At 61.3% G+C, this 20,083-nt stretch carries 20 protein-coding genes and 1 tRNA gene; 9 read left to right on the top strand and 12 right to left on the bottom strand.

The features are described 5' to 3' along the window. Both IB266_RS10580 and IB266_RS10575 read left to right on the top strand, forming a co-directional pair. Complete coding sequence (locus tag IB266_RS10580) at positions 1–213, top strand: cold-shock protein (protein ID WP_003175786.1); 213 nt, start codon at positions 1–3, stop codon at positions 211–213. Between the two features lie 94 nt (positions 214–307). Next, positions 308–796: an RDD family protein gene (locus IB266_RS10575; RefSeq protein WP_060740916.1), complete on the top strand. Its 489-nt coding sequence runs from the start codon at positions 308–310 to the stop codon at positions 794–796. Between the two features lie 240 nt (positions 797–1,036). Here IB266_RS10575 and nadA read toward each other — a convergent pair whose 3' ends face one another. Next, positions 1,037–2,095 (bottom strand): quinolinate synthase NadA, encoded by a 1,059-nt coding sequence (gene nadA, locus IB266_RS10570; RefSeq protein WP_003205010.1) that lies wholly within the window; start codon positions 2,093–2,095, stop codon positions 1,037–1,039. A gap of 307 nt (positions 2,096–2,402) precedes the next feature. Between nadA and IB266_RS10565 the strand changes: the two genes are divergently transcribed. From IB266_RS10565 to IB266_RS10540, 6 genes are all read left to right on the top strand, one after another. Further along, complete coding sequence (locus tag IB266_RS10565) at positions 2,403–4,211, top strand: copper resistance system multicopper oxidase (protein ID WP_192261160.1); 1,809 nt, start codon at positions 2,403–2,405, stop codon at positions 4,209–4,211. Between the two features lie 10 nt (positions 4,212–4,221). After that, entirely contained in the window at positions 4,222–5,124 is a 903-nt protein-coding gene (locus IB266_RS10560) for a copper resistance protein B (RefSeq protein WP_192261159.1), read from the top strand. Positions 5,125–5,165: 41 nt separating this feature from the next. Beyond that, a complete protein-coding gene (copC, locus tag IB266_RS10555) occupies positions 5,166–5,543 on the top strand; it encodes a copper homeostasis periplasmic binding protein CopC (protein WP_192261158.1) in 378 nt (125 codons plus the stop codon). Between the two features lie 4 nt (positions 5,544–5,547). Further along, complete coding sequence (gene copD / locus IB266_RS10550; RefSeq protein WP_192261157.1) at positions 5,548–6,459, top strand: copper homeostasis membrane protein CopD; 912 nt, start codon at positions 5,548–5,550, stop codon at positions 6,457–6,459. A gap of 250 nt (positions 6,460–6,709) precedes the next feature. Then, a complete protein-coding gene (locus tag IB266_RS10545) occupies positions 6,710–7,897 on the top strand; it encodes a cyanate transporter (protein WP_103308627.1) in 1,188 nt (395 codons plus the stop codon). Between the two features lie 129 nt (positions 7,898–8,026). After that, positions 8,027–8,938: a DMT family transporter gene (locus IB266_RS10540; RefSeq protein ID WP_060740910.1), complete on the top strand. Its 912-nt coding sequence runs from the start codon at positions 8,027–8,029 to the stop codon at positions 8,936–8,938. Between the two features lie 6 nt (positions 8,939–8,944). On the opposite strand, the gene IB266_RS10535 is transcribed toward IB266_RS10540, so the two are convergent. Genes IB266_RS10535 through IB266_RS10510 form a run of 6 tightly spaced genes read right to left on the bottom strand, consistent with a single transcriptional unit; the run spans position 8,945 to position 15,849 of the window. Further along, entirely contained in the window at positions 8,945–10,360 is a 1,416-nt protein-coding gene (locus IB266_RS10535; protein WP_192261271.1) for an amidase, read from the bottom strand. 2 nt (positions 10,361–10,362) lie between these two features. Next, positions 10,363–11,703 carry an aspartate aminotransferase family protein gene (locus tag IB266_RS10530; RefSeq protein WP_192261156.1) on the bottom strand — a complete coding sequence of 447 codons (1,341 nt, stop codon included), beginning with the start codon at positions 11,701–11,703 and terminating at the stop codon, positions 10,363–10,365. Then, a complete protein-coding gene (locus tag IB266_RS10525; protein ID WP_192261155.1) occupies positions 11,681–12,805 on the bottom strand; it encodes an aminotransferase class III-fold pyridoxal phosphate-dependent enzyme in 1,125 nt (374 codons plus the stop codon). Before IB266_RS10525 ends, IB266_RS10530 begins: the two co-directional genes overlap by 23 nt. Positions 12,806–12,813: 8 nt before the next feature. Further along, the gene (locus tag IB266_RS10520) at positions 12,814–13,695 is read right to left on the bottom strand and encodes a TauD/TfdA family dioxygenase (protein ID WP_192261154.1); all 882 of its coding nucleotides are present in this window, start codon (positions 13,693–13,695) and stop codon (positions 12,814–12,816) included. Beyond that, a complete protein-coding gene (locus IB266_RS10515; protein ID WP_192261153.1) occupies positions 13,670–15,235 on the bottom strand; it encodes an AMP-binding protein in 1,566 nt (521 codons plus the stop codon). The genes IB266_RS10520 and IB266_RS10515 overlap by 26 nt, the downstream gene beginning before the upstream one ends. Further along, positions 15,232–15,849, bottom strand: coding sequence for a thermostable hemolysin (locus IB266_RS10510; protein WP_060740904.1), 618 nt, complete (start codon positions 15,847–15,849; stop codon positions 15,232–15,234). Before IB266_RS10510 ends, IB266_RS10515 begins: the two co-directional genes overlap by 4 nt. 172 nt (positions 15,850–16,021) lie before the next feature. Here IB266_RS10510 and IB266_RS10505 point away from each other — a divergent pair, with 172 nt between their 5' ends. Continuing rightward, complete coding sequence (locus tag IB266_RS10505; RefSeq protein ID WP_192261152.1) at positions 16,022–16,957, top strand: LysR family transcriptional regulator; 936 nt, start codon at positions 16,022–16,024, stop codon at positions 16,955–16,957. A 117-nt stretch (positions 16,958–17,074) separates the two neighbouring features. Here IB266_RS10505 and IB266_RS10500 read toward each other — a convergent pair. The 5 genes from IB266_RS10500 to pal form a co-directional block, all read right to left on the bottom strand. Beyond that, a tRNA-Lys gene (locus IB266_RS10500) sits at positions 17,075–17,150 on the bottom strand. 63 nt (positions 17,151–17,213) lie between these two features. Continuing rightward, on the bottom strand, positions 17,214–17,888 hold the full coding sequence (queC, locus tag IB266_RS10495) for a 7-cyano-7-deazaguanine synthase QueC (RefSeq protein WP_192261270.1): 675 nt from the start codon (positions 17,886–17,888) through the stop codon (positions 17,214–17,216). A gap of 19 nt (positions 17,889–17,907) precedes the next feature. Next, complete coding sequence (gene queE, locus IB266_RS10490; protein ID WP_003205025.1) at positions 17,908–18,555, bottom strand: 7-carboxy-7-deazaguanine synthase QueE; 648 nt, start codon at positions 18,553–18,555, stop codon at positions 17,908–17,910. A 166-nt stretch (positions 18,556–18,721) separates the two neighbouring features. After that, the gene (gene ybgF, locus IB266_RS10485; protein ID WP_060740901.1) at positions 18,722–19,555 is read right to left on the bottom strand and encodes a tol-pal system protein YbgF; all 834 of its coding nucleotides are present in this window, start codon (positions 19,553–19,555) and stop codon (positions 18,722–18,724) included. Positions 19,556–19,561: 6 nt separating this feature from the next. Further along, on the bottom strand, positions 19,562–20,059 hold the full coding sequence (gene pal / locus IB266_RS10480; RefSeq protein WP_003205029.1) for a peptidoglycan-associated lipoprotein Pal: 498 nt from the start codon (positions 20,057–20,059) through the stop codon (positions 19,562–19,564). Between the last annotated feature and the right edge of the window lie 24 nt (positions 20,060–20,083).

The raw sequence follows: 20,083 nt of genomic DNA, 5'->3' as shown, positions 1-20,083 counted from the left end.
ATGTCTCAACGTCAGAGCGGTACCGTCAAGTGGTTCAACGACGAAAAAGGTTTTGGTTTTATCACGCCTGAAAGCGGTCCGGACCTGTTCGTGCATTTCCGCGCCATCCAGGGCAACGGCTTCAAGAGCCTGAAAGAAGGCCAGAAAGTGACTTTCGTTGCCGTGCAAGGCCAGAAAGGCATGCAGGCTGACGAGGTTCAGGCCGAAGCCTGAGGCTTTCGCACACTAAAAAGCCCCTGATTGATATCAGGGGCTTTTTTATGGGCGTAAATCCGTAAAATGGCTTCTTTTTTCAGCCGAGGCCGTCATGCCGAAACACCTGCTCACGCCCCAGGGCGACTTTCCCCCCGCCGGCCTGGGCCGTCGCCTGGCGGCGATGTTTTATGACTTTTTGCTGTGCACAGCGCTGCTGATCGTCACCAGCGGTGCCTACAAAATGATCCAGATGGCGATCATCGGCGAAGAAAAAATGCGCGCCCTGACCGAAGCCGGTGCGCTGGACGGCGACCCGCTGCTGTCCACCGTGCTGCTGTTCGTGCTGTTCGGCTTCTTCGCCAAGTTCTGGACCCACAACGGCCAGACCCTGGGCATGCAGGTGTGGTGCATCCGCGTACAGAACGCCGATGGCACGGCCATCAGCCTGTGGCAGGCGCTGTTGCGATTCGTGGTGTCGATTGCGTCACTGCTGCTGGTGGGCTTGGGCTTTATCTGGGCGCTGTTCGACAAGCGCCAACGCAGCTGGCATGACATCTACTCGGAAACGCAGCTGGTGCGGATTCCCAAGAAGACCAAGTAATTCCCGACTGCAAGACAGCCTTGTGGCGAGGGAGCTTGCTCCCGCTCGGCTGGTGTAGGAGCTGCCGAAGGCTGCGATCTTTTGATCTTTCGCTTGAGACTCAAGTGTCTGGGACAAGATCGCAGCCTCGTTGCACTCGACAGCTCCTACACCGCAGTCCCGCGGGAGCAAGCTCCCTCGCCACAAAAAGCTTTAAGGCCTCAAGCCCCTAACGCTCAAAGACCATCAGCCTCCCAACGATCAGGCATTCCCCGCCAGCTTCATCCGCGCCGCCTGGGTGAAGTCCAGCATGCGCTTGAGCGGGCGAATCGCCTGGGGGATCAGCGCCGGGTCGACGAAGATCTCGTTGGCACCTTCCTGCAAGCTCTTGAGCGTGCGCTCCAGGGTGTTCATGGCCATCCATGGGCAGTGTGCGCAACTGCGGCACGCCGCGCCGTTACCGGCGGTAGGGGCTTCGATGAAGACCTTGTCCGGGCACAGCTGCTGCATCTTGTAGAAAATGCCCCGGTCGGTGGCGACGATCAGCGTCTTGTTCGGCAGGGTCTGGGCCGCGGCGATCAACTGGCTGGTGGAGCCCACGGCGTCCGCCAGCTCGATCACCGACGTCGGCGACTCCGGGTGCACCAGGATCGCAGCGTCCGGGTACAGCGCCTTCATGTCCTCCAACTGCTTGGACTTGAACTCTTCGTGGACGATGCAGGCACCGTCCCAGAGCAGCATGTCGGCGCCGGTCTTGCGCTGGATGTAAGTGCCCAGGTGCTTGTCCGGCCCCCAGATGATCGTCTCGCCGTTGTCCATCAGGCTCTCGACGATTTCCAGTGCGCAACTGGACGTCACCACCCAGTCGGCCCGGGCCTTGACCGCCGCCGAGGTGTTGGCATAAACCACCACGGTGCGCTCCGGATGCTGGTCGCAGAACGCCGAGAACTCGTCCACCGGGCAGCCCAGGTCCAGGGAGCAGGTGGCCTCCAGGGTGGGCATCAGCACGCGTTTCTCGGGGTTGAGAATCTTGGCCGTCTCGCCCATGAACTTGACCCCGGCCACCACCACGGTCTTGGCCGGGTGGGCATTGCCGAAGCGGGCCATTTCCAAGGAGTCGGACACGCAACCACCGGTCTCTTCGGCCAGGGCCTGGATGATCGGGTCACAGTAGAAGTGCGCGACCAGTACCGCGTCCTGAGCCTTGAGCTCGGCGGCGATGGCGGCGCGGTACCAGGCTTCTTGCTCGGCGGTCAGCGGCTTGGGCTGCTTGGCGTCGAGGTGGGCCTGGACCAGAAGGCGTTCGGAAATTTGCGTCATGTTCGCAAGACCTGCAAGCGCGTTTAGCGCGAAAGTCGAGTATACACCCGGCTCCGGACCACTCGGGTACCGCCGGGAAAGTGGGTATCAATCAGGCACGGGACAGCGTGAAGCCGGCAAGGCTACAGAATATCCCGCCGATGCAAAAGATCATTCTGACCTGTGCCCCGCCAGGCGACTTCGCGGCCCGCCAAGCTGACTGAAATGTAATCACTCGCCTCGTCCGCCTGTGTCATCTTTCGCTCAAACCTGCACAGGGAGACCACTTCCCATGCACGCAGCGAATCGACTGACGGACTCTCATCGCATGCAAACAAAAACTTCCCGACGAACCTTCGTAAAGGGCCTGGCTGCCGGCGGCATCCTCGGCGGCCTGGGCTTGTGGCGAGCGCCTGTCTGGGCAGTCACCGGCCCGGGCCAGCCCAACGTGCTGAGCGGCACCGAGTTCGACCTGTTCATCGGCGAAAGCCCGGTCAATTTCACCGGCAACCCCCGCACCGCCCAGACCATCAACGGCGGCATCCCCGGCCCGCTGCTGCGCTGGCGTGAAGGCGACACCGTGACCCTGCGGGTGCGCAATCGCCTGCAGGACACCACCTCCATCCACTGGCACGGCATCCTGCTGCCGGCCAACATGGACGGCGTTCCGGGGTTGAGTTTCAAAGGCATCGAGCCCGGCGGCCTGTACGTGTATCAATTCAAGGTCCGGCAGAACGGCACCTACTGGTACCACAGCCACTCCGGTTTCCAGGAACAGTCCGGGGTCTATGGCCCGCTGGTGATTGACGCCAGGGAGCCCGAGCCCTTCCAGTACGAACGGGACTATGTGGTGATGCTCACCGACTGGACCGATGAAGACCCCGCCAACATCCTGCGCAAGCTCAAGAAACAATCGGACTACTACAACTACAACAAACGCACCGTCGGCGACTTCATCGGCGACGTGGGCAAGAACGGCTGGGCCAGCACCGTGGCCGACCGCAAGATGTGGGCCGAGATGAAGATGAACCCCACAGACCTGGCCGACGTCAGTGGCGCCACCTACACCTACCTCATGAACGGCCAGGCGCCGGACATGAACTGGACCGGCCTGTTCAAGCCTGGCGAGCGCCTTCGCCTGCGCTTTATCAACGGCTCGTCCATGAGCTATTTCGACGTGCGCATTCCCGGCTTGAAGATGACAGTGGTGGCGTCCGACGGCCAATACGTCAAACCGGTGAGCGTCGATGAGTTCCGGATCGCCGTGGCCGAAACCTATGACGTCATCGTCGAACCGACCCAAGAGGCCTACACCCTGTTCGCCCAGTCCATGGACCGCACCGGGTATGCCCGCGGCACCCTCGCGACCAGGGCCGGATTGTCGGCACCGGTACCGCCCCTGGACCCTCGGCCCCTGGTGACCATGGACGACATGGGCATGGGTGGCATGGACCACGGCGGCATGGGGCAAATGAGCGGCATGGACCACGGCTCGATGCAGGGCATGGCGGGAATGGACGACAACTCGATGCAAGGCATGGATCACAGCCAGATGCAGGGCATGGGCGACATGGCCGGCATGGATCACGGTGCCATGCAGGGCATGGACAGCATGCTCGCGCACCCCGACACCGAGAAAGACAATCCCCTGGTGGACATGCAGGCCATGAGCGTCAAGCCCAAGCTCGATGACCCGGGCATGGGGCTGCGCGACAACGGCCGCAAAGTGCTGACCTACTCCGACCTGCGCAGCACCTTTCCCGACCCCGACGGCCGCGAGCCGGGCCGCACGATCGAGCTGCACCTGACCGGGCACATGGAGAAATTCGTCTGGTCGTTCAACGGCGTGAAGTTCGCCGACGCCGCGCCGCTGCTGCTCAAGTACGGCGAGCGACTGCGCATCGTGCTGATCAACGACACCATGATGACCCACCCCATCCACCTGCACGGCATGTGGAGCGACCTGGAGGATGAGAACAACCAATTCATGGTCCGCAAGCACACCATCGACGTGCCACCGGGTGCCAGGCGCAGCTACCGGGTCACCGCCGATGCCCTCGGGCGCTGGGCGTATCACTGCCATCTGCTGTTTCACATGGAGATGGGCATGTTCCGTGAAGTTCGGGTGCAGGAATGAGGAGCCGACCATGACCACTGTTTTTCAATACTCCACGGCACTCATTGCCAGCCTGGCCCTCGGCGCCACCACCTCGACCTGGGCGGCCAGCAACGACATGCCCGGCATGGATCACAGCCAGATGCCGGGAATGGACCACAGCCAGATGCAAGGCATGGACTCAATGCAGGGCATGGAACCCATGCAATCGGCGCCGACCAGCAGCCGCACACCGATCCCGGCACTGACCGCCGCCGACCGCGCCGCTGTCTACGAAGATCATGGCGGGCACGCGGTGCATGACAGCGCCATCCATTCGTTTTTCTTCATCGACCAACTGGAATGGCAGGACGCCGATGACGGCAGCGCCCTGAGCTGGGATGCATCGGGCTGGATCGGCGGCGACATCGACCGTTTGTGGCTGCGCTCCGAAGGTGAACGCCTCAACGGCAAGACCGAAGAAGCCGAATTGCAGGCCCTGTGGGGCCACGCCGTCAGCCCCTGGTGGGACCTGGTGGCCGGCGTGCGCCAGGACTTCAAGCCAGGCGATCCGCAAACCTGGGCCGCCTTCGGCGTGCAAGGCATGGCGCTCTACAACTTCGAAGCCGAGGCCACCGCGTTCATCGGCGAAGGTGGCCAGAGCGCGGCGCGCCTGGAGGGCGACTATGACATCTTGCTGACCAACCGCCTGATCCTGCAGCCCACCGCCGAAGCCAACTTCTATGGCAAGAACGATCCCGCCCGTGGCGTCGGCTCGGGGCTGTCGGATACCGAGCTCGGTCTGCGGCTGCGCTATGAAATACGCCGCGAATTCGCGCCCTACATTGGCGTCACCTGGAATCGGGTCTACGGCAACACCGCCGACTACGTCCGGGAAGAAGGCGAAGACCGCAGCGAAGCGCGCCTGGTGCTGGGCCTGCGCCTGTGGTTCTGACCTGTTTCACTAAAACTAAAAATCGAGCTAGGAGTCCTTGCATGTCATTCATCAAAAATGCCGTCGCCTTGTCCGCCGGCCTGTTGCTCAGTGGCCTGGCCCAGGCCCATCCGAAACTGCTGTCCTCCTCCCCGGCCGAAGGCACCGAAGGGGCGGCGCCGGCGAAGATCGAGCTGCACTTTTCCGAAAACCTGATGACTCAGTTTTCCGGCGCCAAGCTGATGATGACCGCGATGCCGGGCATGGCGGCGCATTCGCCGATGCCCATGCCGGCCAAGGTGTCCGGCAGCGATGATCCGAAAACCATGGTCATCACGCCGAATGCCCCGCTTGCCACCGGCACTTACCAAGTCCAGTGGCGCGCAGTGTCGTCCGACACTCACCCGATCACCGGCAATGTCACGTTCAAGGTGAAGTGAGTTGATGAGCGACTCGATCAACATCGCGCTGCGTTTGGCCTTGTACCTGGATCTGATGTTGCTGTTTGGCCTGGCTGCGTTTGGCCTTTATAGCCTGCGAGGCCAGGAGCGGATCTCGGGGGTGCAGTTGCCTTTCGCGCCGCTGCTGCTGACCACGGCGGTGCTGGGGGGCTTGCTCTCCCTGGCGGCCATGGCGTGCATGGCCTGGGCCATGAGCGGTGTTTCGGCGTGGGCCGAACTGTGGCCCCACATTGAAATGATGGTCGTGCAAACCGATGTCGGCTTGAGTTGGACGGTGCGCATGGCGGCGCTGCTGCTGGCCGGTTTCGCCGTGACGCTCAATCACCGTTGGCCGAGCGCCAGCCTCGGCCTGGTCACACTGGCCGGGGCCGTAGCGCTGGCGACACTGGCTTGGGCAGGTCACGGCGCCATGGACGAAGGCAGCCGTCGCAACTGGCACTTCATCACCGACTTCCTGCACCTGTGGGCGGCAGGTGGCTGGGTCGGTGCCTTGGCCGCGTTTGCCCTGCTGCTTCGCCAGGCCGAACCTGGGTTGGCGGTGCTGGCCCGGACATTGACCGGGTTCGAAACCGCCGGGGCGGTGATCGTGGTGGTCATCAGCGTGACAGGGGTGGTCAATTACCTGTTCATCGTCGGCCCGAGTGTCACAGAGCTACTCGACAGCACCTACGGTCAGTTGCTGACGCTCAAACTCATCTTGTTCGCGGGCATGCTGGTGTTCGCCGCGTTGAACCGTTTTCACCTGAGCCCGCTGCTGGAACAAGCCCGCCAGAGCGGCGAGCACGGGGTTGCGGTGAAGGCCCTGCGGCGCAGCATGGTCCTGGAGTTCGCCGTAGCGGTGGTCATCCTGGGGTTGGTGGCCTGGCTGGGGACGTTGAGCCCGGGGATGGAATAAGAGGCTGTGAACTACAGTGTGGCGAGGGAGCTTGTTCCCGCTGGGGCGCATAGCGGCCCCTTGCGGTGTGTCAGGCAAAACCAGGGGGCTGCTGCGCAACCCAGCGGGAGCAAGCTCCCTCGCCACGAAAGCCCTGGATCTTGACTGATTGCGCGCCGCATTTAATTTTTCAATACCTCCCGCCAGTTTTCAGTTTGCCCATAACAGGCCACCCCAGCCTAAATGACGCTTTGTTAACCAAGGCTCTGTTATGGAAAACGTTCGAACATCAAGCACCCACGCCGTCTGGCTGATGGTCAGCATCGTGTTGGTGGCGCTGAACCTGCGGCCCTCGATGGCCGCGGTCGGGCCGTTGCTGTCAGCCATTCGCGGCGAGGTCCCCCTGAGCTTCAGCACGGCCTCGCTGCTGACCATGTTGCCGGTCATGGCCATGGGCCTGGCGATGTTCCTGGGCATGCGCATCGCCCTGCGCATCGGTGAGCACCGCACCATTGTCCTGTCGCTGCTGATCATCGGTATCGCCACCGCATCGCGCTTGTACCTGGACAGCGCCGCCGAGCTGATCATCAGCGCGGTGCTGGCCGGACTCGGCATCGCGCTGATCCAGGCGGTGATGCCAGCGCTGATCAAGTCGCGCTACGCCGACAACGTCTCGCTGTTCATGGGCCTGTATGTCACGTCGATCATGGGCGGCGCGGCGCTTGCCGCGTCGTTTTCGCCGTTTGTCCTGGCGCAGACCGGCAGCTGGCGCATCGGCCTGGCGATCTGGGCGCTGTTGGCGTTGGTCGCCCTGGGTTGCTGGTACGCCCAGCGCTCAGCCGTGACCCCGTTGCCCGAAGCCCCTGTCCGGCAGCAAGAGTCATTCTTCAGCAATTCCCGGGCTTGGTTGCTGGCGATTTTCTTCGGCCTGGGCACCGCCTCCTACACCTGTGTACTGGCCTGGCTGGCCCCGTACTACGTGGAAAAGGGTTGGAGTGAACAACACGCGGGCCTGCTGCTGGGGTTCCTCACGGCCATGGAAGTGCTGTCCGGCCTCGTTACCCCGGCGATTGCCAACCGCAGCCAGGATAAACGCGTGGTCCTCGCCGTGTTACTGGTCCTGATCATGGGCGGCTTCTGCGGCCTGATCCTCAGCCCGGAACGCTTCAGCCTGTTGTGGCCTTGCCTGCTGGGCCTGGGCATCGGCGGCCTGTTCCCGATGAGCTTGATCGTGTCCCTCGACCACTTGGACAACCCGCGACGGGCCGGTGGCCTGACCGCGTTCGTGCAAGGCATCGGCTACCTGATCGCCGGGCTCTCGCCATTGATTGCCGGGATGATCCGCGATCAGTTGGGCAGCTTCGAATGGGCCTGGTGGTCGCTCACCGCCGTCATGGCATTGATGCTCCTGATGGTCCTGCGCTTCAATCCCAAGCAATACGCGCGGCATATCAGCTAGTCGACGAAGACCGGCCGCTCGCGCCCGGGGCTGCATTCGATGCAGCCCCGGTTTTGACAGTTCACCCATGACGGCAGACCGTTTTGTCCATCATGACGTTCCGATCCGCAACACAGGAATAAGACCTTGATGAAAAACGTCGGTTTTGCCGCCGCTCACTGGGGCATGCTCATCTGGGCAATGCTGATCGCCTCGTCGTTCTTTGCCGCGGCCCAGGTCAGCCAGACGATCGACCCGATCCTGCTCACGGGCCTGCGGCTGCTGTTTTCCGCACTGATGTTCCTGCCGCTGCTGCTCCTGAAAAACACCTCGCCCATTTCCATCAGGGGCCTGCTGGCCCACGCCGTGCTCGGCCTGCTGTTGGCGACTTACTTTGGTTCGTTGTTCGAAGCGCTGCGCTACACCTCGGCGGTCAACACCGCGACGCTGTACACGCTGGTGCCCTTGATGACCTTGTTTTTCGAGGTATTCCTGCTGCCCAGTCCCAGCCTCAAGACCCGTCTGCTGCCCATGTTGGTGGCGGCAGTCGGCGCCGTGTTGCTGACGCTCAAGGGCTCGGCCCCGGGGCAAATGCCGGCGCTCTATCCGGTGCTGGTGTTCGGTGCCGGTTGCCTGGCGATGGCGTTGTATTCGCCGCTGAGCCAACGCTTCAAGGCAACAGCGTTGCAGGGCCGCGATCCGGTGGCGATGACGTTCTGGAACATGCTGTTCGGTTCGCTGTTCCTGCTGGTGTTCTGCCTGATCAGTGGCGGGTGGCGCAGCGGCCTGCAGTTGTCGACGCTGGATATCGGTTGGCTGGTGTACCTGGCCTTGTTCGGCACCCTCGCCACGTTCTGGCTGCTGCACAGGGCAATCGGGGTGATCTCGCCCTCCACGGTGATTTCCTACGTTTACCTCAACACCCTGTTCGTCACCCTGCTGAATTGGTTCTGGCTCAGGCAGCAACCGATGATGATCGAGATCATCGGCGCTGCGCTGGTGGGAGGCGGCATGCTGGCACTGGTGGTCAGCAGCCGTAACGCCAGAACCGTTACGGCTTGAGCCTCCTCAGTACGTCGATACCGGACGAGGCGAAACCGGGCTCCAGCGCTCCAGTTCCCGTTCAAGGAAAGCGGCCACCGCCAACAACCGTTCCTCTTGCCAGTGAGGCCCGACAATCTGAATGCCGATGGGCATCCCGGTGGACGGGTCGACGCCGGCGCGGATCACCACCGCGGGTGAGCCGCTGAGACTGAACGGGAACACGAAGGCATACTGATCGCGGTCCTCCAGGGACGCCCCATGGCGGAACGCGACATCCGGGAAGACCGGACAGATGAACAGATCGTGCTGCTTGAAGAACTTCGCCAACTGATAGCGGAAGGTATCGATCATGATCCAGTCGCGCTTGACTTCATCCACGCTCAATTCCACGGCCTCGCTCATGTCCAGCAACTGAGCGATCGCCGGGGTAAAGCTGCGCTTGTTCATGGACTCGAACAAACGCCGCCAGCCGCGTCCGGCGTCGGCGCCCGTGATGAACACCCGCCACAGGACATCGCAGGCTTCGTCGAGCATCGGCGGCGCGACCTCGCTCACCTGCGCCACCACGGGGCTCAAGCACCGTTCGACCTGCTGCAACACCTGGCTCACCGCCGCGCTGACGGGGGTTCGGCTCGACGCCGAGAACAGCGCGATACGCAGGTCGGCCAGGGGCTCGCTGGCGGCGAACGGCACATCGACGGTGTCTGGATCATGGCCGTCGGCACCGCTGATCAGCGGACCGAGCAGCGCCAGGTCATCGACATAGCGCCCCATCACGCCAAAGGCCGAGGTCAGGTGAAACAGCCCGGAACGGTCATTGGGAAACTGGCCGGTCAACGGCACCCGTCCCTGGGTCAGTTTCAGGCCGCAGATGCCATTGAAGTGCGCCGGGATCCGCACACTGCCGCAGGCATCGGACGCCAGCCCCGCGGGTGAACACCCGGCGGCGATGGCGGCCGCTTCACCGCCACTGCTGCCGCCCGCCGAGCGAAGCAGATCGTGGGGGTTCAGGGTGCGCCCGTAGATCAGGTTCTCGGTCTCGAAGGCCATGCACAGTTCCGGCACATTGCTGATGCCCAGAATGATCGCGCCGGCCTGCCGAAGTCGGGCGACAGCCGTCGCGTCCTCCTGGCTGACATCCCCCATCAGCTCCCCCACGCCGCGGGACATCTTGAATCCGCGAACATGGAGGACGTCTTTGACCGTGATGGGAATGCCATGCAGCGGACCGCTGATCTGGCCGATACGCGCCATCTCGTCCGCCTCACGGGCCTGGCGCCGCAGTTCCTCGACCGGCGCCAGTTGGATCAATGCATTGATCTGCCGGTTACGCTCGGCGATGCGTTGCAGGTAAAACTCCAGCAACGTCACGCTGGTCAGCACGCCCCGGCGCAGCAGGCCGGCCATTTCCCGCAAAGTCAGCGTGTCGGGGTTGAACATACTCACGACGCCTCCTTGCTGCGCAACCACTTGTTGGGCAACTGATACATATTGCGCACCACCAGGGAAAACGCCTTCACCGCCAGGGCCGGACGGTGGTCGATGGCCTCCAGGGCCTCTTCGATCATCGCCAGCACATGCCGCAACGCTTCGGGTTCGATATTCAACGGCGGATAGAAGCGCAGCACCGGGCGTTCGGCCTTCTCATTCATCGAATGCCCGGCATGCACGCCACGCTTGCCCAGCTCCATGCTCATCAAGGCTTCATAGACCGAGCCACGCAGGCGCAGCCCTGTCATCAAGCCGACGCCCGGCACGTCTTCGACAATGTGCGGATAACGCAGGGCCAACCGCTGCAGGCCGTGGCGCAACACGCCGCCGTTGACCCGGGACAGCTCCACCAGGTTGTTTTGTTCGATGTAATCGATGGCCGCGAGCGCCGACGCGCATGCGACCGGATGCCCGCCGTTGGTGCGCGTATCCGGCTCGATATCACTGAGGGGGTACTGGGTGGCCAGGCGCTGGCTGTACATGGCACAGGCAAACGAGGTGTAGCCGCCGGTCAAGCCCTTGGAGAGGATCATGATGTCGGGCACCACGTCATCGTATTGCACGGCGAACCATTTGCCGCAGCGACCGAAACCGGTCTGGATTTCATCGGCCACCAACAGGGTGCCGGTGGCGTCGCACAGGGCCCGGATGTTGGCCATGTAGCCCACCGGCGGCACCTGCAAATGAGCCCCGCCCAGAATCGGCTCGACGTACACCGCACACACGCCTTCGCCCACCGCCTTCTGCAACGCGGCGAAATCACCGTAGGGCACACAGGTCACGTCGGGAGGATCGATACCATAGCTGCCATGGTTCTGCTGCTGGCCCAGGATGCTCATCGCCGCCAGGGTCTTGCCATGGTAGGAGCCGCTCATCACCACGATGCCACGTCGCTGGGGCTGGATCCGCAGCACATAGCGCAGGCTCTGCTCGACGGCCTCGGCCCCCGAGACCATGAATTGCACGTCGCCCCACTCCCCCGGCACCAACTGGCACAGTCGCTCGGACAAGGTGTCCTGCAGCGGATGGCGCCGGCCTTCCGGCACCCAGGCCAGTTGATTCAATTGCGCCTGCACCCGCTCACGCACCATCGGGTTGCGATGCCCGACGATAAACACCCCGTAGCTGCACGCGCAGTCGATGAAGCGCTTGCCGGTGTGGTCGGTGACGTGGATGCCATCGGTCTGCTGTTCGACAGTGGTCTTGCCAAGGCGATACAGCTTGGCCGCCGACGCACTCCAGTGGCGCTGGCAATCGTCCAGCAATTGTTCATGCGGCCTGAGTAAGGACATGGCTTAACGTCTCCTTGATGATGAGTGCGGCACGTTGGATCTGCTCGGGGCGTGCAGTGATCGGGCAGCGCAAAATCACTTCGCGGCCACGGGGCGTACTGACATAGACCCCCTGCTGGTAAAGCGCCTCGCACAACACGGACGGTTGCAGGTCGTCGGCCAGCGGCAAGCTGACCCAGGCACCGACGGCCACAGCCCCCAATGACGCCAGGGCTTGTGCCAGGTACTGGCCGTTTTCCTGACAGTGCCGGGGCGAGTCGTTGGCTTGCACGTAATCCAGCGCGGCCAGGGCTGCCACACAGGCCATGGGATTACCGGCAGTGGTGCTGCCGTGTTTGGCCGGGCTGCTGCGCCCATAGACCTGCCAGGCCATGTGTTCGCTGCAGGTATAGGTGCCGATGGGAATTGCACTGCCGCCCAGGGGCCCGCCGAGTACAACGATGTCCGGAATCGGACGATAACGCTGGAAGCCGAACAACGAACCCAGGCTGCCAAGGCAACTGTGGGTATCGACCGCGATGACCGGTGCCGACGCTTTTGCCGCGCGAGCATGCAATTGCTCGATCAAATCGGCATCGAGCAACTGCAACCGGCCGTTTGCATCCGTGCGGGTATTGCTGTGGCACACCGCGAAGCAATCATTCCAGTCCACCGTGTCCAGGTCAGCCAAGTGACGGATCGCCACCCGCTTGAACCCAAGGAACGCCTGGACACCCAGGTCACCTTGCGCGGCATTGAGGCAGCGTCCGTAAGTCAGCGAACCGTAGTCGCCGCCCTGGATGAACACGATGGTGTTGCCCTTGGGCTTGAGCCCTTTGCACAACTTCAAGGCGCCCTCGAACGCTTCGTCGCCGGAGCTGCACACATAAGAGCTGGCCAGCGGGGCGGGCAGCAGCTCGGCCAGGCGTCGGCACAAGGCAATCAGCGGTTCGGACATCAGCACCCGATTGGACAGGCCCATGATCTCTGCCTGGCGAGTGACCGCCTCGATCACGGGCGGCACCTGGAAGCCAAATCCGCCGGTCAGGTCAATGATCTGCCGACCCTCGCCGTCGAGATAGGTCTCGTACTGCCCGCCGATAATCTGTTTGTTGTTTTTCATGAATACTCTCAGCGATAGCTCAAGGCGTTGAAAATGCGCCGACGCTCGTCGACGATGGTTTCCCGACCGTGCATGACCCGACGGTTATCGATCATCACCATGTCGTGGTCACGCCAGCCAACCGGGTAGGTGTATTGGGCGGAAACCTCAGCGATTTCAGCCAGGAACCCGGCAGGGATCGGCTGCCCGGCCACCGTGTCGATGACCGGCGCCTCGTAATTGAAGGAAGGCCCCAGAATGCTGTTGGCAAAGGCCGGACGCTGGCTGAAGGGGGACGTCAGGATCGCCGACGTGCTGAAGGCGTAATGGATCGAGTCATCGGCCGGGTTGAAGGAAATCAGGGTTTGCGGGTCATCGCCGATGATCTGCAACAGATCCTCGATCACGACGGCTGCCGGATCCGACAACGTTGGCGAGTAATGACAGACCAGCCGGCGCCATTTCTCCCCCGCCACGGTGCGGCTGTAGCGAATCGGATTTTCTTCAAAGAACGTGCGGCAGCCTGGGGACAGTTTCTCCAGCACCCGTTCGCCGTCACACAGGGTGGTTTGTGAACCCTTGCGCGGTGCTTCCTGGCAATAGAACCAGGTCATGTCCGGCCAGAACGGTGAGTTGCCATTTTCGCAGTGCAGGCCAACCGCCTGGCGCCCGGCGTCCACCAATTGCGCCGCGCCGCCGACCATGACCCGGGCTGGGTCCAGGCTCAACCGCGAACTGTTTTGCTTCACGTAGGCACTGAAATCCTCGGCGTTGTGAATACAGTTGCGAAACAGTACGACGCCGTAATGCCCCAGCAGCTCATACAACTCAGCCTTGCCCAGGCTGGCGAAGTGGCGCGACTCAACGATGGAGACGTCCGGGTTCTCAAAGTGAAAGGCAGGTGTGCTCATTGGATGCATTCCTTTGCAGAGTGGAAAAAACACTGGCGATATCGGCGCGTTTCGGCCGCCCCGTAACGGTGTAGAGTTGCTCGAGCAACGGGTCGTCCTGGGTCAACAACCAGAGCCGGTTCGGGCGCTCGATGTCGGAAAAGCGCCCCGCCGACCAGGCGAGCAGTTCATCGCGCGCCGGTGTCGACTCGACGCACAGCAACGCCACCAGACCGTGCTGCTCATCGAAAAACACCGCTGCGTCGCTCACGCCGGGGTATTTGCGATACTCCAGCTCAACCTGCTCGGGGCTGACGTTGCGGCCATTGGGCAGGCAGATCACGTTCTTCTTGCGCCCGTGCACATAGAGGTAGCCATCGGCATCCAGCGCGCCCAGGTCACCGGTGTCCATCCAGCCATCGTCCGACATGGAACAGGCACTCGGGTCCGTGCCTGAGTAACCACTGAACAGCGAGCTGCTCTTGACCTCGATGGTCTGGTCGGCGCCGATGCGCACCTGGACATGGGGTAACGGCTTGCCAACGCTGCCAAGACGTTGCTGTTCGAAGGTGTTCACACTGACCACCGACGCGTTCTCCGAAAGCCCGTAGCCCTGATATACCTCGATGCCTTGCGCAGCCAAGCCACGCAGGGCATCGATACTCACCGCCGCGCCGCCGCAGGTGATATGGGCGCCCGATTGCAGGTAACGCGCCAGCCGCTCGCCCTGCTCGCCCCCTTCGTTCACTTGCTCCAGGAAACGATTGATCATGACCGGCGGCACCGTCAGGGCCGTTGGCTGGACTCGCAGGATCCAGTCGACCAGGCGCTGGGCCGATGCCCCTGGCTCGCCGAGCAACGGTTCGTCCGCCGGCAGGAAATGCACGGTGCCGCCCGCCAGCAGTGGCAGGTATGCGGCGGTGACTTGCTCAAGCAGCAGACTCAGGGGCACCAGCGACAGGTAACGGCGATGAGCACCGACCGGCATGCTCTGGCGCAGCGAGGCGAGCACCGTGCCGACTGCCTGGCTGCTCAGGCGCACACCCTTTGGCCGACTGGTGGTGCCCGAGGTGTGAATGATCTTGCAGATCCAGTCACCCTCGCCGTCCGGCATCCGCAGCAAAGGCTGTTCGATCACCGGCTCGTTGAGGCGGCGCAAGCGACTGTCGGCAAAATTCAGCTTCCAGCGCTGCGCCAGCGTTCGCTGCCCTGCCGCATCCACCAGAAATCCATCGCAACGTGATGCCAAGTGTTCGGCCTGGGATTGGCTGAACGCCAGCGGCAGCGGCAACGCGGTGATCCCGGCGAACAGACAGGCCAGGTCGGCGACCAGCCAGTCGCTGCTGTTGCGCGTCGCGATCCCTAACACCACACGATCGCCATAGGCCGGCTCAGGGAAGCGTCGCTGCAGTTCGGCTGCCAGGTTAAGGGCCCGGTGCTCCAGTTCGCCGTAGGTCAGCGTCACCGACTCCGCGCCTGAATCCAACCAGTCCACCGCACAGACGGCCTGGCGATTGTCTTGCAACGCCCGTTGTAGCTGAGTGATAAACCCGCCGCTCATGGCTGCGCCCTCGCCATGACGTCGCCGGGCAATTGAGTGAATGAGGTATTGAGCGTCATGGCGGCGAAACGTGAACGTTGCGGGTCGACCCGGATGAAACCGGTGACGGGCAACTTGGCGTAATAGCTTCCCCAATTCTTGCCGCCGTCGTCGGCCAGGCGCGTTGGGTCTGCGGTCAGCAGGGGCTCGAAATCGATCTGGCAACTTTCCATCATTTGCCGTACGCGAGGTGTCACGGTGCACAACAGGTAATGCCCGCCCATGCACCAGGCCAACAACGGAATCATATTGACCAGGATCATTCCGGCCGTCAGGTGATGGGAGACCAGGTTGCCGATTTCGACAATGTTCGAGCGCTCGATGGTTTTCTCGAAACGCTGGGACAAAATCTCGTCGATGGGTTGCGTCAGGTATTGCTCGGAAAACAGTATGCGGTGATCGGCAAAAGTAATACCGGCGCAGGCAAGAATACGATCCGCCGGATCCTGAGTAACCGCAAAGTACTGCGGATTCGGTTCAACCGAGGCTGAATAAGAACTTCGAAATTTATCCCTTACAACTTCTGTGGCTTGCACCCATAACGGTGTCTTAGTTTCTGCGACACGTATTTGCATATCGTCCTCCTCCGTCCATGTACAGGATTTCTACAAAAAGCGAGGCGAGCATATTGGGGAAATTTCCTACAGGCCATTTAAAAAATAAAATGCTTCCGCTAATATATAAATAAACGTCCCTGTCATAAAAACCGGGGATGCTAGCCAACGGAATGCGCGAAAGAAGGATCTTATGCTCAATAGTAATATGCTTAGAAAGCTGGATATGCAGGACTTGATGGTGTTTGTCGCGGTGTACGAGCAGAGCAGCGTCACCGAGGTGTCCGAAGCCCTGTGTGTCAGCCAGTCAACCGTAAGCTATTGCCTGAAGAAGCTGCGCACGAGCTTCGAAGATGAACTTTTTGTTAATACCCGTAGTGGCATGTTGCCGACAAGCAAAGCCACAGCCATGTACCCTCACATACTTAGTATCCTCAAGATAATAAACACATGCCACTCTGGTATTCCGGCATTCGATCCGACCCAGAAAGAGATAACCTTCAATGTCTGTGCACCGGAATACTTTGAACTCCTTATCCTGCCCAAACTGGTCAAGCGCTTTATTGGCAGCCGATTCCCGGTCATCATTAATATCACCAAGTTTCACAGGGATATTCCGGCCGATGAGTTGATGGAGGGTCGCTTCGATCTGGTTATTTGTTTCGGCCCGAACTTCCATCGCGGCGTCAAGGGACTGCGCTCGCAAGTATTACTGGAAGATGAACTGGTTTGCGTGGTCGATAAGAACTTCACATTGTCGGAAGAGGCGTTCAACCTGGAAACGTTCGTCGCCTGCCAGCACGTTTTTCCGACACCTTGGACATCCGACACCAACATGATCGATGGATGGCTCGCCCGGCAAGGCTATAACCGCCAAATTGTCGCTCGAGCCAACAGCTACGTAGCGGCATTGAACATGATCGCCGGCACCGACTTCATCCTGACCCTGCCTCGACGCATTCAAGCGCTGACCTGCGACGAGAACACGTTCAGCCATCGTCGCCCACCGGCAGGTCTACCGAACTTCACGCTGGACATGATGTGGAGCGAAAAACCGAGCCAGGACAGCGCCAACAGCTGGTTTCGCGAACAGATCATCAAGGTTTGTGCCGAGGACGGCCTGCTTTAAATCCGCCGAGAACCGCTCGAGTCGTCGAGCGGTTCAGGTTCTGACTTTTCATCAGGCAAAAAAAATCCGGAAATCCGCACTTTCGTGGGCCTTCCAGACTTTTAAAACAGCTAAAAATGGTGGGTCGTGTGGGATTCGAACCTACGACCAATTGGTTAAAAGCCAACTGCTCTACCAACTGAGCTAACGACCCGCTGTGTGGTGGCGCGTATAATACTGATTTCTAAGGACTATTCAACACTTAATTTGAAATAAATCAAAAATAACGGGTTGGATCGCTCACACCCGCCGCACTGAAGCCTTCTGCACGCAGGCGGCAGCTGTCGCATTTGCCGCAAGCGCGGCCCTGATCATCGGCCTGATAGCAGGAAACGGTGAGCCCGTAGTCCACACCAAGCTTCACGCCCGCCTTGACGATGTCGGCCTTGCTGAGATTCTGCAACGGCGCCTGGATGCGGAAACCCTGCCCTTCCACGCCGGCCTTGGTCGCCAGGTTGGCCATGCGCTCGAACGCTTCGACGAACTCCGGACGGCAATCCGGGTAGCCAGAATAATCCACGGCATTGACGCCAATGAAAATGTCACGGGCGCCCAGCACTTCAGCCCACCCCAACGCCAGGGACAGGAACACCGTATTACGCGCAGGCACATAGGTCACCGGAATGCCCTCGCCAGGCGCCTCGGGCACGTCGATGGAACTGTCGGTCAGGGCCGAGCCACCGATGCCGTTGAGGTTCAGGCCGATCACTTTGTGTTCCACCACGCCCAAGTCCCGGGCAACCCGTTGCGCGGCGTGCAACTCAGCGCGGTGGCGCTGGCCATAGTCGAAACTCATGGTGTAGCAGCGGTAGCCTTCGGCACAGGCCATGGCCACGACCGTGGCCGAATCCAGGCCTCCGGACAACAGGATGACCGCACGTTTTTCAGCCATGTTCGAATGTTCAGTCATCTCAGCGCCCCGGCTCGTCGTTCCAAAGATATTTATGCAGCTGCAGTTGCAGGCGCACCGGCAAGTTATCCGCCACCACCCAATCCGCCAGATCCCGCGCGCTCAAATCGTGATGACTCGGCGACAACAACACTTCGCCGGCCCGCTGGTCGAGCCCGTACTGGATCAACTTGGACACGGCCCAGTCGTAATCCTCCCGCGAACAGATCACGAACTTGACCTGATCGTTGGGCGTCAGCAGTTCGATATTCTCATAGCGGTTGCGGTGCGCTTCCTTGGAGCCTGGGGTTTTCAGGTCCACGACGCGGCTGACGCGCGGGTCGACGGCCGAGATATCCAGGGCGCCGCTGGTTTCCAGCGAAACCTCGTAACCGGCATCACACAACTGCTTGAGCAAGGGGATGGCGTTGGGTTGCGCCAAGGGCTCGCCGCCCGTGACACAGACATAACGCGGACGATAACTGGCCACTTGCTCCAGGATATCGTCGAGGGTTCGCAGGGTGCCGCCACTGAAGGCGTAGGCGCTGTCACAGTATTGGCAACGCAACGGACAACCGGTGAGGCGCACGAATACCGTGGGCAGCCCAGCCGTTCGCGTTTCACCCTGCAACGAGTAAAAAACTTCGGTGATTCTCAATGTGTCTTGCATAGTCGCCACGGGCGTAACAGCTAAACAGGCTGTCCGCCTCCGTCAGGCACTTCAAGGAACCCCGCCAACGCGCAGATCCCAAAAAGCGTGTTTCATAAAAAGGGCGTGAATTCTAACGAAAAAACCCGCGACAGGCGCGGGTTTCTTCAAAACAGGTCAAACCGGCTTACATGCGTTGTAGATCACGCTGGGCCAACTGAGCCGCGGATGTACCCGGATATTGGGCCACCACCTGCTGCAGAATACCTTTCACCTTGTCGGCGTGACCGAGACGGCGCTCCACGTCAGCCAACTTGTACAGCGAATCCGGCACCTTGGCGTGCTTGGGATACAGTTGCGAAACCTTGGCGAACGCCTGGCCGGCACCTTGCAGGTCGCCCTTGGCCAGGTTCACTTCGCCCAGCCAGTATTGGGCATTGCCCGCGTACTGGCTGTTTGGGTATTTGCGCAGGAAAGCGGCAAAGGCCTGGCTGGCCTTGTCGAAATCCTTGGCCTTGATCAGGTCGAAGGCAGCATCGTAATAGAGCTTTTCCTTCGCCGGATCAGCCGGCTCGCCACCGGCGGCAGGTGCTGCTGGGGCAGCTGCCCCCGCGCCTGCGGCTGCACCGGGGGCGTTCAAGTCGCCACCGGCTGGAGAATTCTCAGGAGTCGCGGCAGGTGCAACGCCGGATCCTATGCGCCGATCAAGATCCTGGTATCGCTCCAGGCTTTCCTGCTTCATGCGCGAAATATCATTTTGCAGTTCTTCGATCACACCCTGTTGGCGCGAGATCTGATCCTGCATTTGCTGCAGTTGGTTGAACAGCTGGCCCTGTGCCGAGACAGGGGCCGAAACCCCTCCCCCGGCATAGGCGCCGTTCGTACCGTAACCTGCAGGCGGATAGCTGCTCCCGCTATTGTTATAGCCGGCATCGTTATCGACCACAGGAACCGCAGCCCACGCCGCAAGCGGCGCGAGGCTGAGAGCCAGAACAGTTACAGCACGACGGCACGTTCGCATGACGAATTACTTACGCAGTTCGACGCGACGGTTTTGAGCCCAGGACTGCTCGTCGTTGCCGGTGGCAACTGGACGCTCTTCGCCGTAGGAAACCAGTTCCAGCTGAGCTGGGGAAACACCTTGCAGTACCAGGTAGCGCTGAACGGCTTTCGCACGACGCTCGCCCAGTGCCATGTTGTACTCACGAGTACCACGTTCGTCGGTGTTGCCTTCCAGAACAACGCGAGCGCCGTTCGACTTCAGGTCTTTGGCGTGAACGTCCAGAGCGCGCATGGCTTCTGGCTTCAGGTCCGAGCTGTCGTATTCGAAGTAGAAGGTGGTGATTGCGCGCAGAGCAGCTTCTTCGCTCAGGGAGCCGTCAACGGCACCAGTGTTAGCGCCGTAACCAGCGTTTGGATCAACAGCGCCTTCACCGGCATTGTCGCCGCCTTTGGACGAGCAACCTACAGCTACAGCCATGGCCAGAGCCAGCGCAGCAAATTTACCAAACTTCAGCATTTCCATCGTGAAACTCCTAATGAACCCCAG

This window comes from Pseudomonas sp. Pdm06 (assembly GCF_014851795.1).
Taxonomy (GTDB): domain Bacteria; phylum Pseudomonadota; class Gammaproteobacteria; order Pseudomonadales; family Pseudomonadaceae; genus Aquipseudomonas; species Aquipseudomonas fluorescens_AA.
This window is presented reverse-complemented; position numbering and strand designations above follow the sequence as displayed.

Bases quoted from the DNA above. Each gene is read 5' to 3' on its own strand.
- IB266_RS10575 (WP_060740916.1), top strand. From the start codon at position 308: ATGCCGAAACACCTGCTCACGCCCCAGGGCGACTTTCCCCCCGCCGGC.
- IB266_RS10510 (WP_060740904.1), bottom strand. From the start codon at position 15,849: ATGCAAATACGTGTCGCAGAAACTAAGACACCGTTATGGGTGCAAGCC.
- queC (WP_192261270.1), bottom strand. From the start codon at position 17,888: ATGGCTGAAAAACGTGCGGTCATCCTGTTGTCCGGAGGCCTGGATTCG.
- IB266_RS10540 (WP_060740910.1), top strand. From the start codon at position 8,027: ATGAAAAACGTCGGTTTTGCCGCCGCTCACTGGGGCATGCTCATCTGG.
- IB266_RS10525 (WP_192261155.1), bottom strand. From the start codon at position 12,805: ATGAAAAACAACAAACAGATTATCGGCGGGCAGTACGAGACCTATCTC.
- IB266_RS10545 (WP_103308627.1), top strand. From the start codon at position 6,710: ATGGAAAACGTTCGAACATCAAGCACCCACGCCGTCTGGCTGATGGTC.
- IB266_RS10580 (WP_003175786.1), top strand. From the start codon at position 1: ATGTCTCAACGTCAGAGCGGTACCGTCAAGTGGTTCAACGACGAAAAA.
- IB266_RS10535 (WP_192261271.1), bottom strand. From the start codon at position 10,360: ATGTTCAACCCCGACACGCTGACTTTGCGGGAAATGGCCGGCCTGCTG.
- nadA (WP_003205010.1), bottom strand. From the start codon at position 2,095: ATGACGCAAATTTCCGAACGCCTTCTGGTCCAGGCCCACCTCGACGCC.
- IB266_RS10520 (WP_192261154.1), bottom strand. From the start codon at position 13,695: ATGAGCACACCTGCCTTTCACTTTGAGAACCCGGACGTCTCCATCGTT.
- queE (WP_003205025.1), bottom strand. From the start codon at position 18,555: ATGCAAGACACATTGAGAATCACCGAAGTTTTTTACTCGTTGCAGGGT.
- ybgF (WP_060740901.1), bottom strand. From the start codon at position 19,555: ATGCGAACGTGCCGTCGTGCTGTAACTGTTCTGGCTCTCAGCCTCGCG.
- IB266_RS10565 (WP_192261160.1), top strand. From the start codon at position 2,403: ATGCAAACAAAAACTTCCCGACGAACCTTCGTAAAGGGCCTGGCTGCC.
- pal (WP_003205029.1), bottom strand. From the start codon at position 20,059: ATGGAAATGCTGAAGTTTGGTAAATTTGCTGCGCTGGCTCTGGCCATG.
- IB266_RS10560 (WP_192261159.1), top strand. From the start codon at position 4,222: ATGACCACTGTTTTTCAATACTCCACGGCACTCATTGCCAGCCTGGCC.
- IB266_RS10505 (WP_192261152.1), top strand. From the start codon at position 16,022: ATGCTCAATAGTAATATGCTTAGAAAGCTGGATATGCAGGACTTGATG.
- IB266_RS10530 (WP_192261156.1), bottom strand. From the start codon at position 11,703: ATGTCCTTACTCAGGCCGCATGAACAATTGCTGGACGATTGCCAGCGC.
- copC (WP_192261158.1), top strand. From the start codon at position 5,166: ATGTCATTCATCAAAAATGCCGTCGCCTTGTCCGCCGGCCTGTTGCTC.
- IB266_RS10515 (WP_192261153.1), bottom strand. From the start codon at position 15,235: ATGAGCGGCGGGTTTATCACTCAGCTACAACGGGCGTTGCAAGACAAT.
- copD (WP_192261157.1), top strand. From the start codon at position 5,548: ATGAGCGACTCGATCAACATCGCGCTGCGTTTGGCCTTGTACCTGGAT.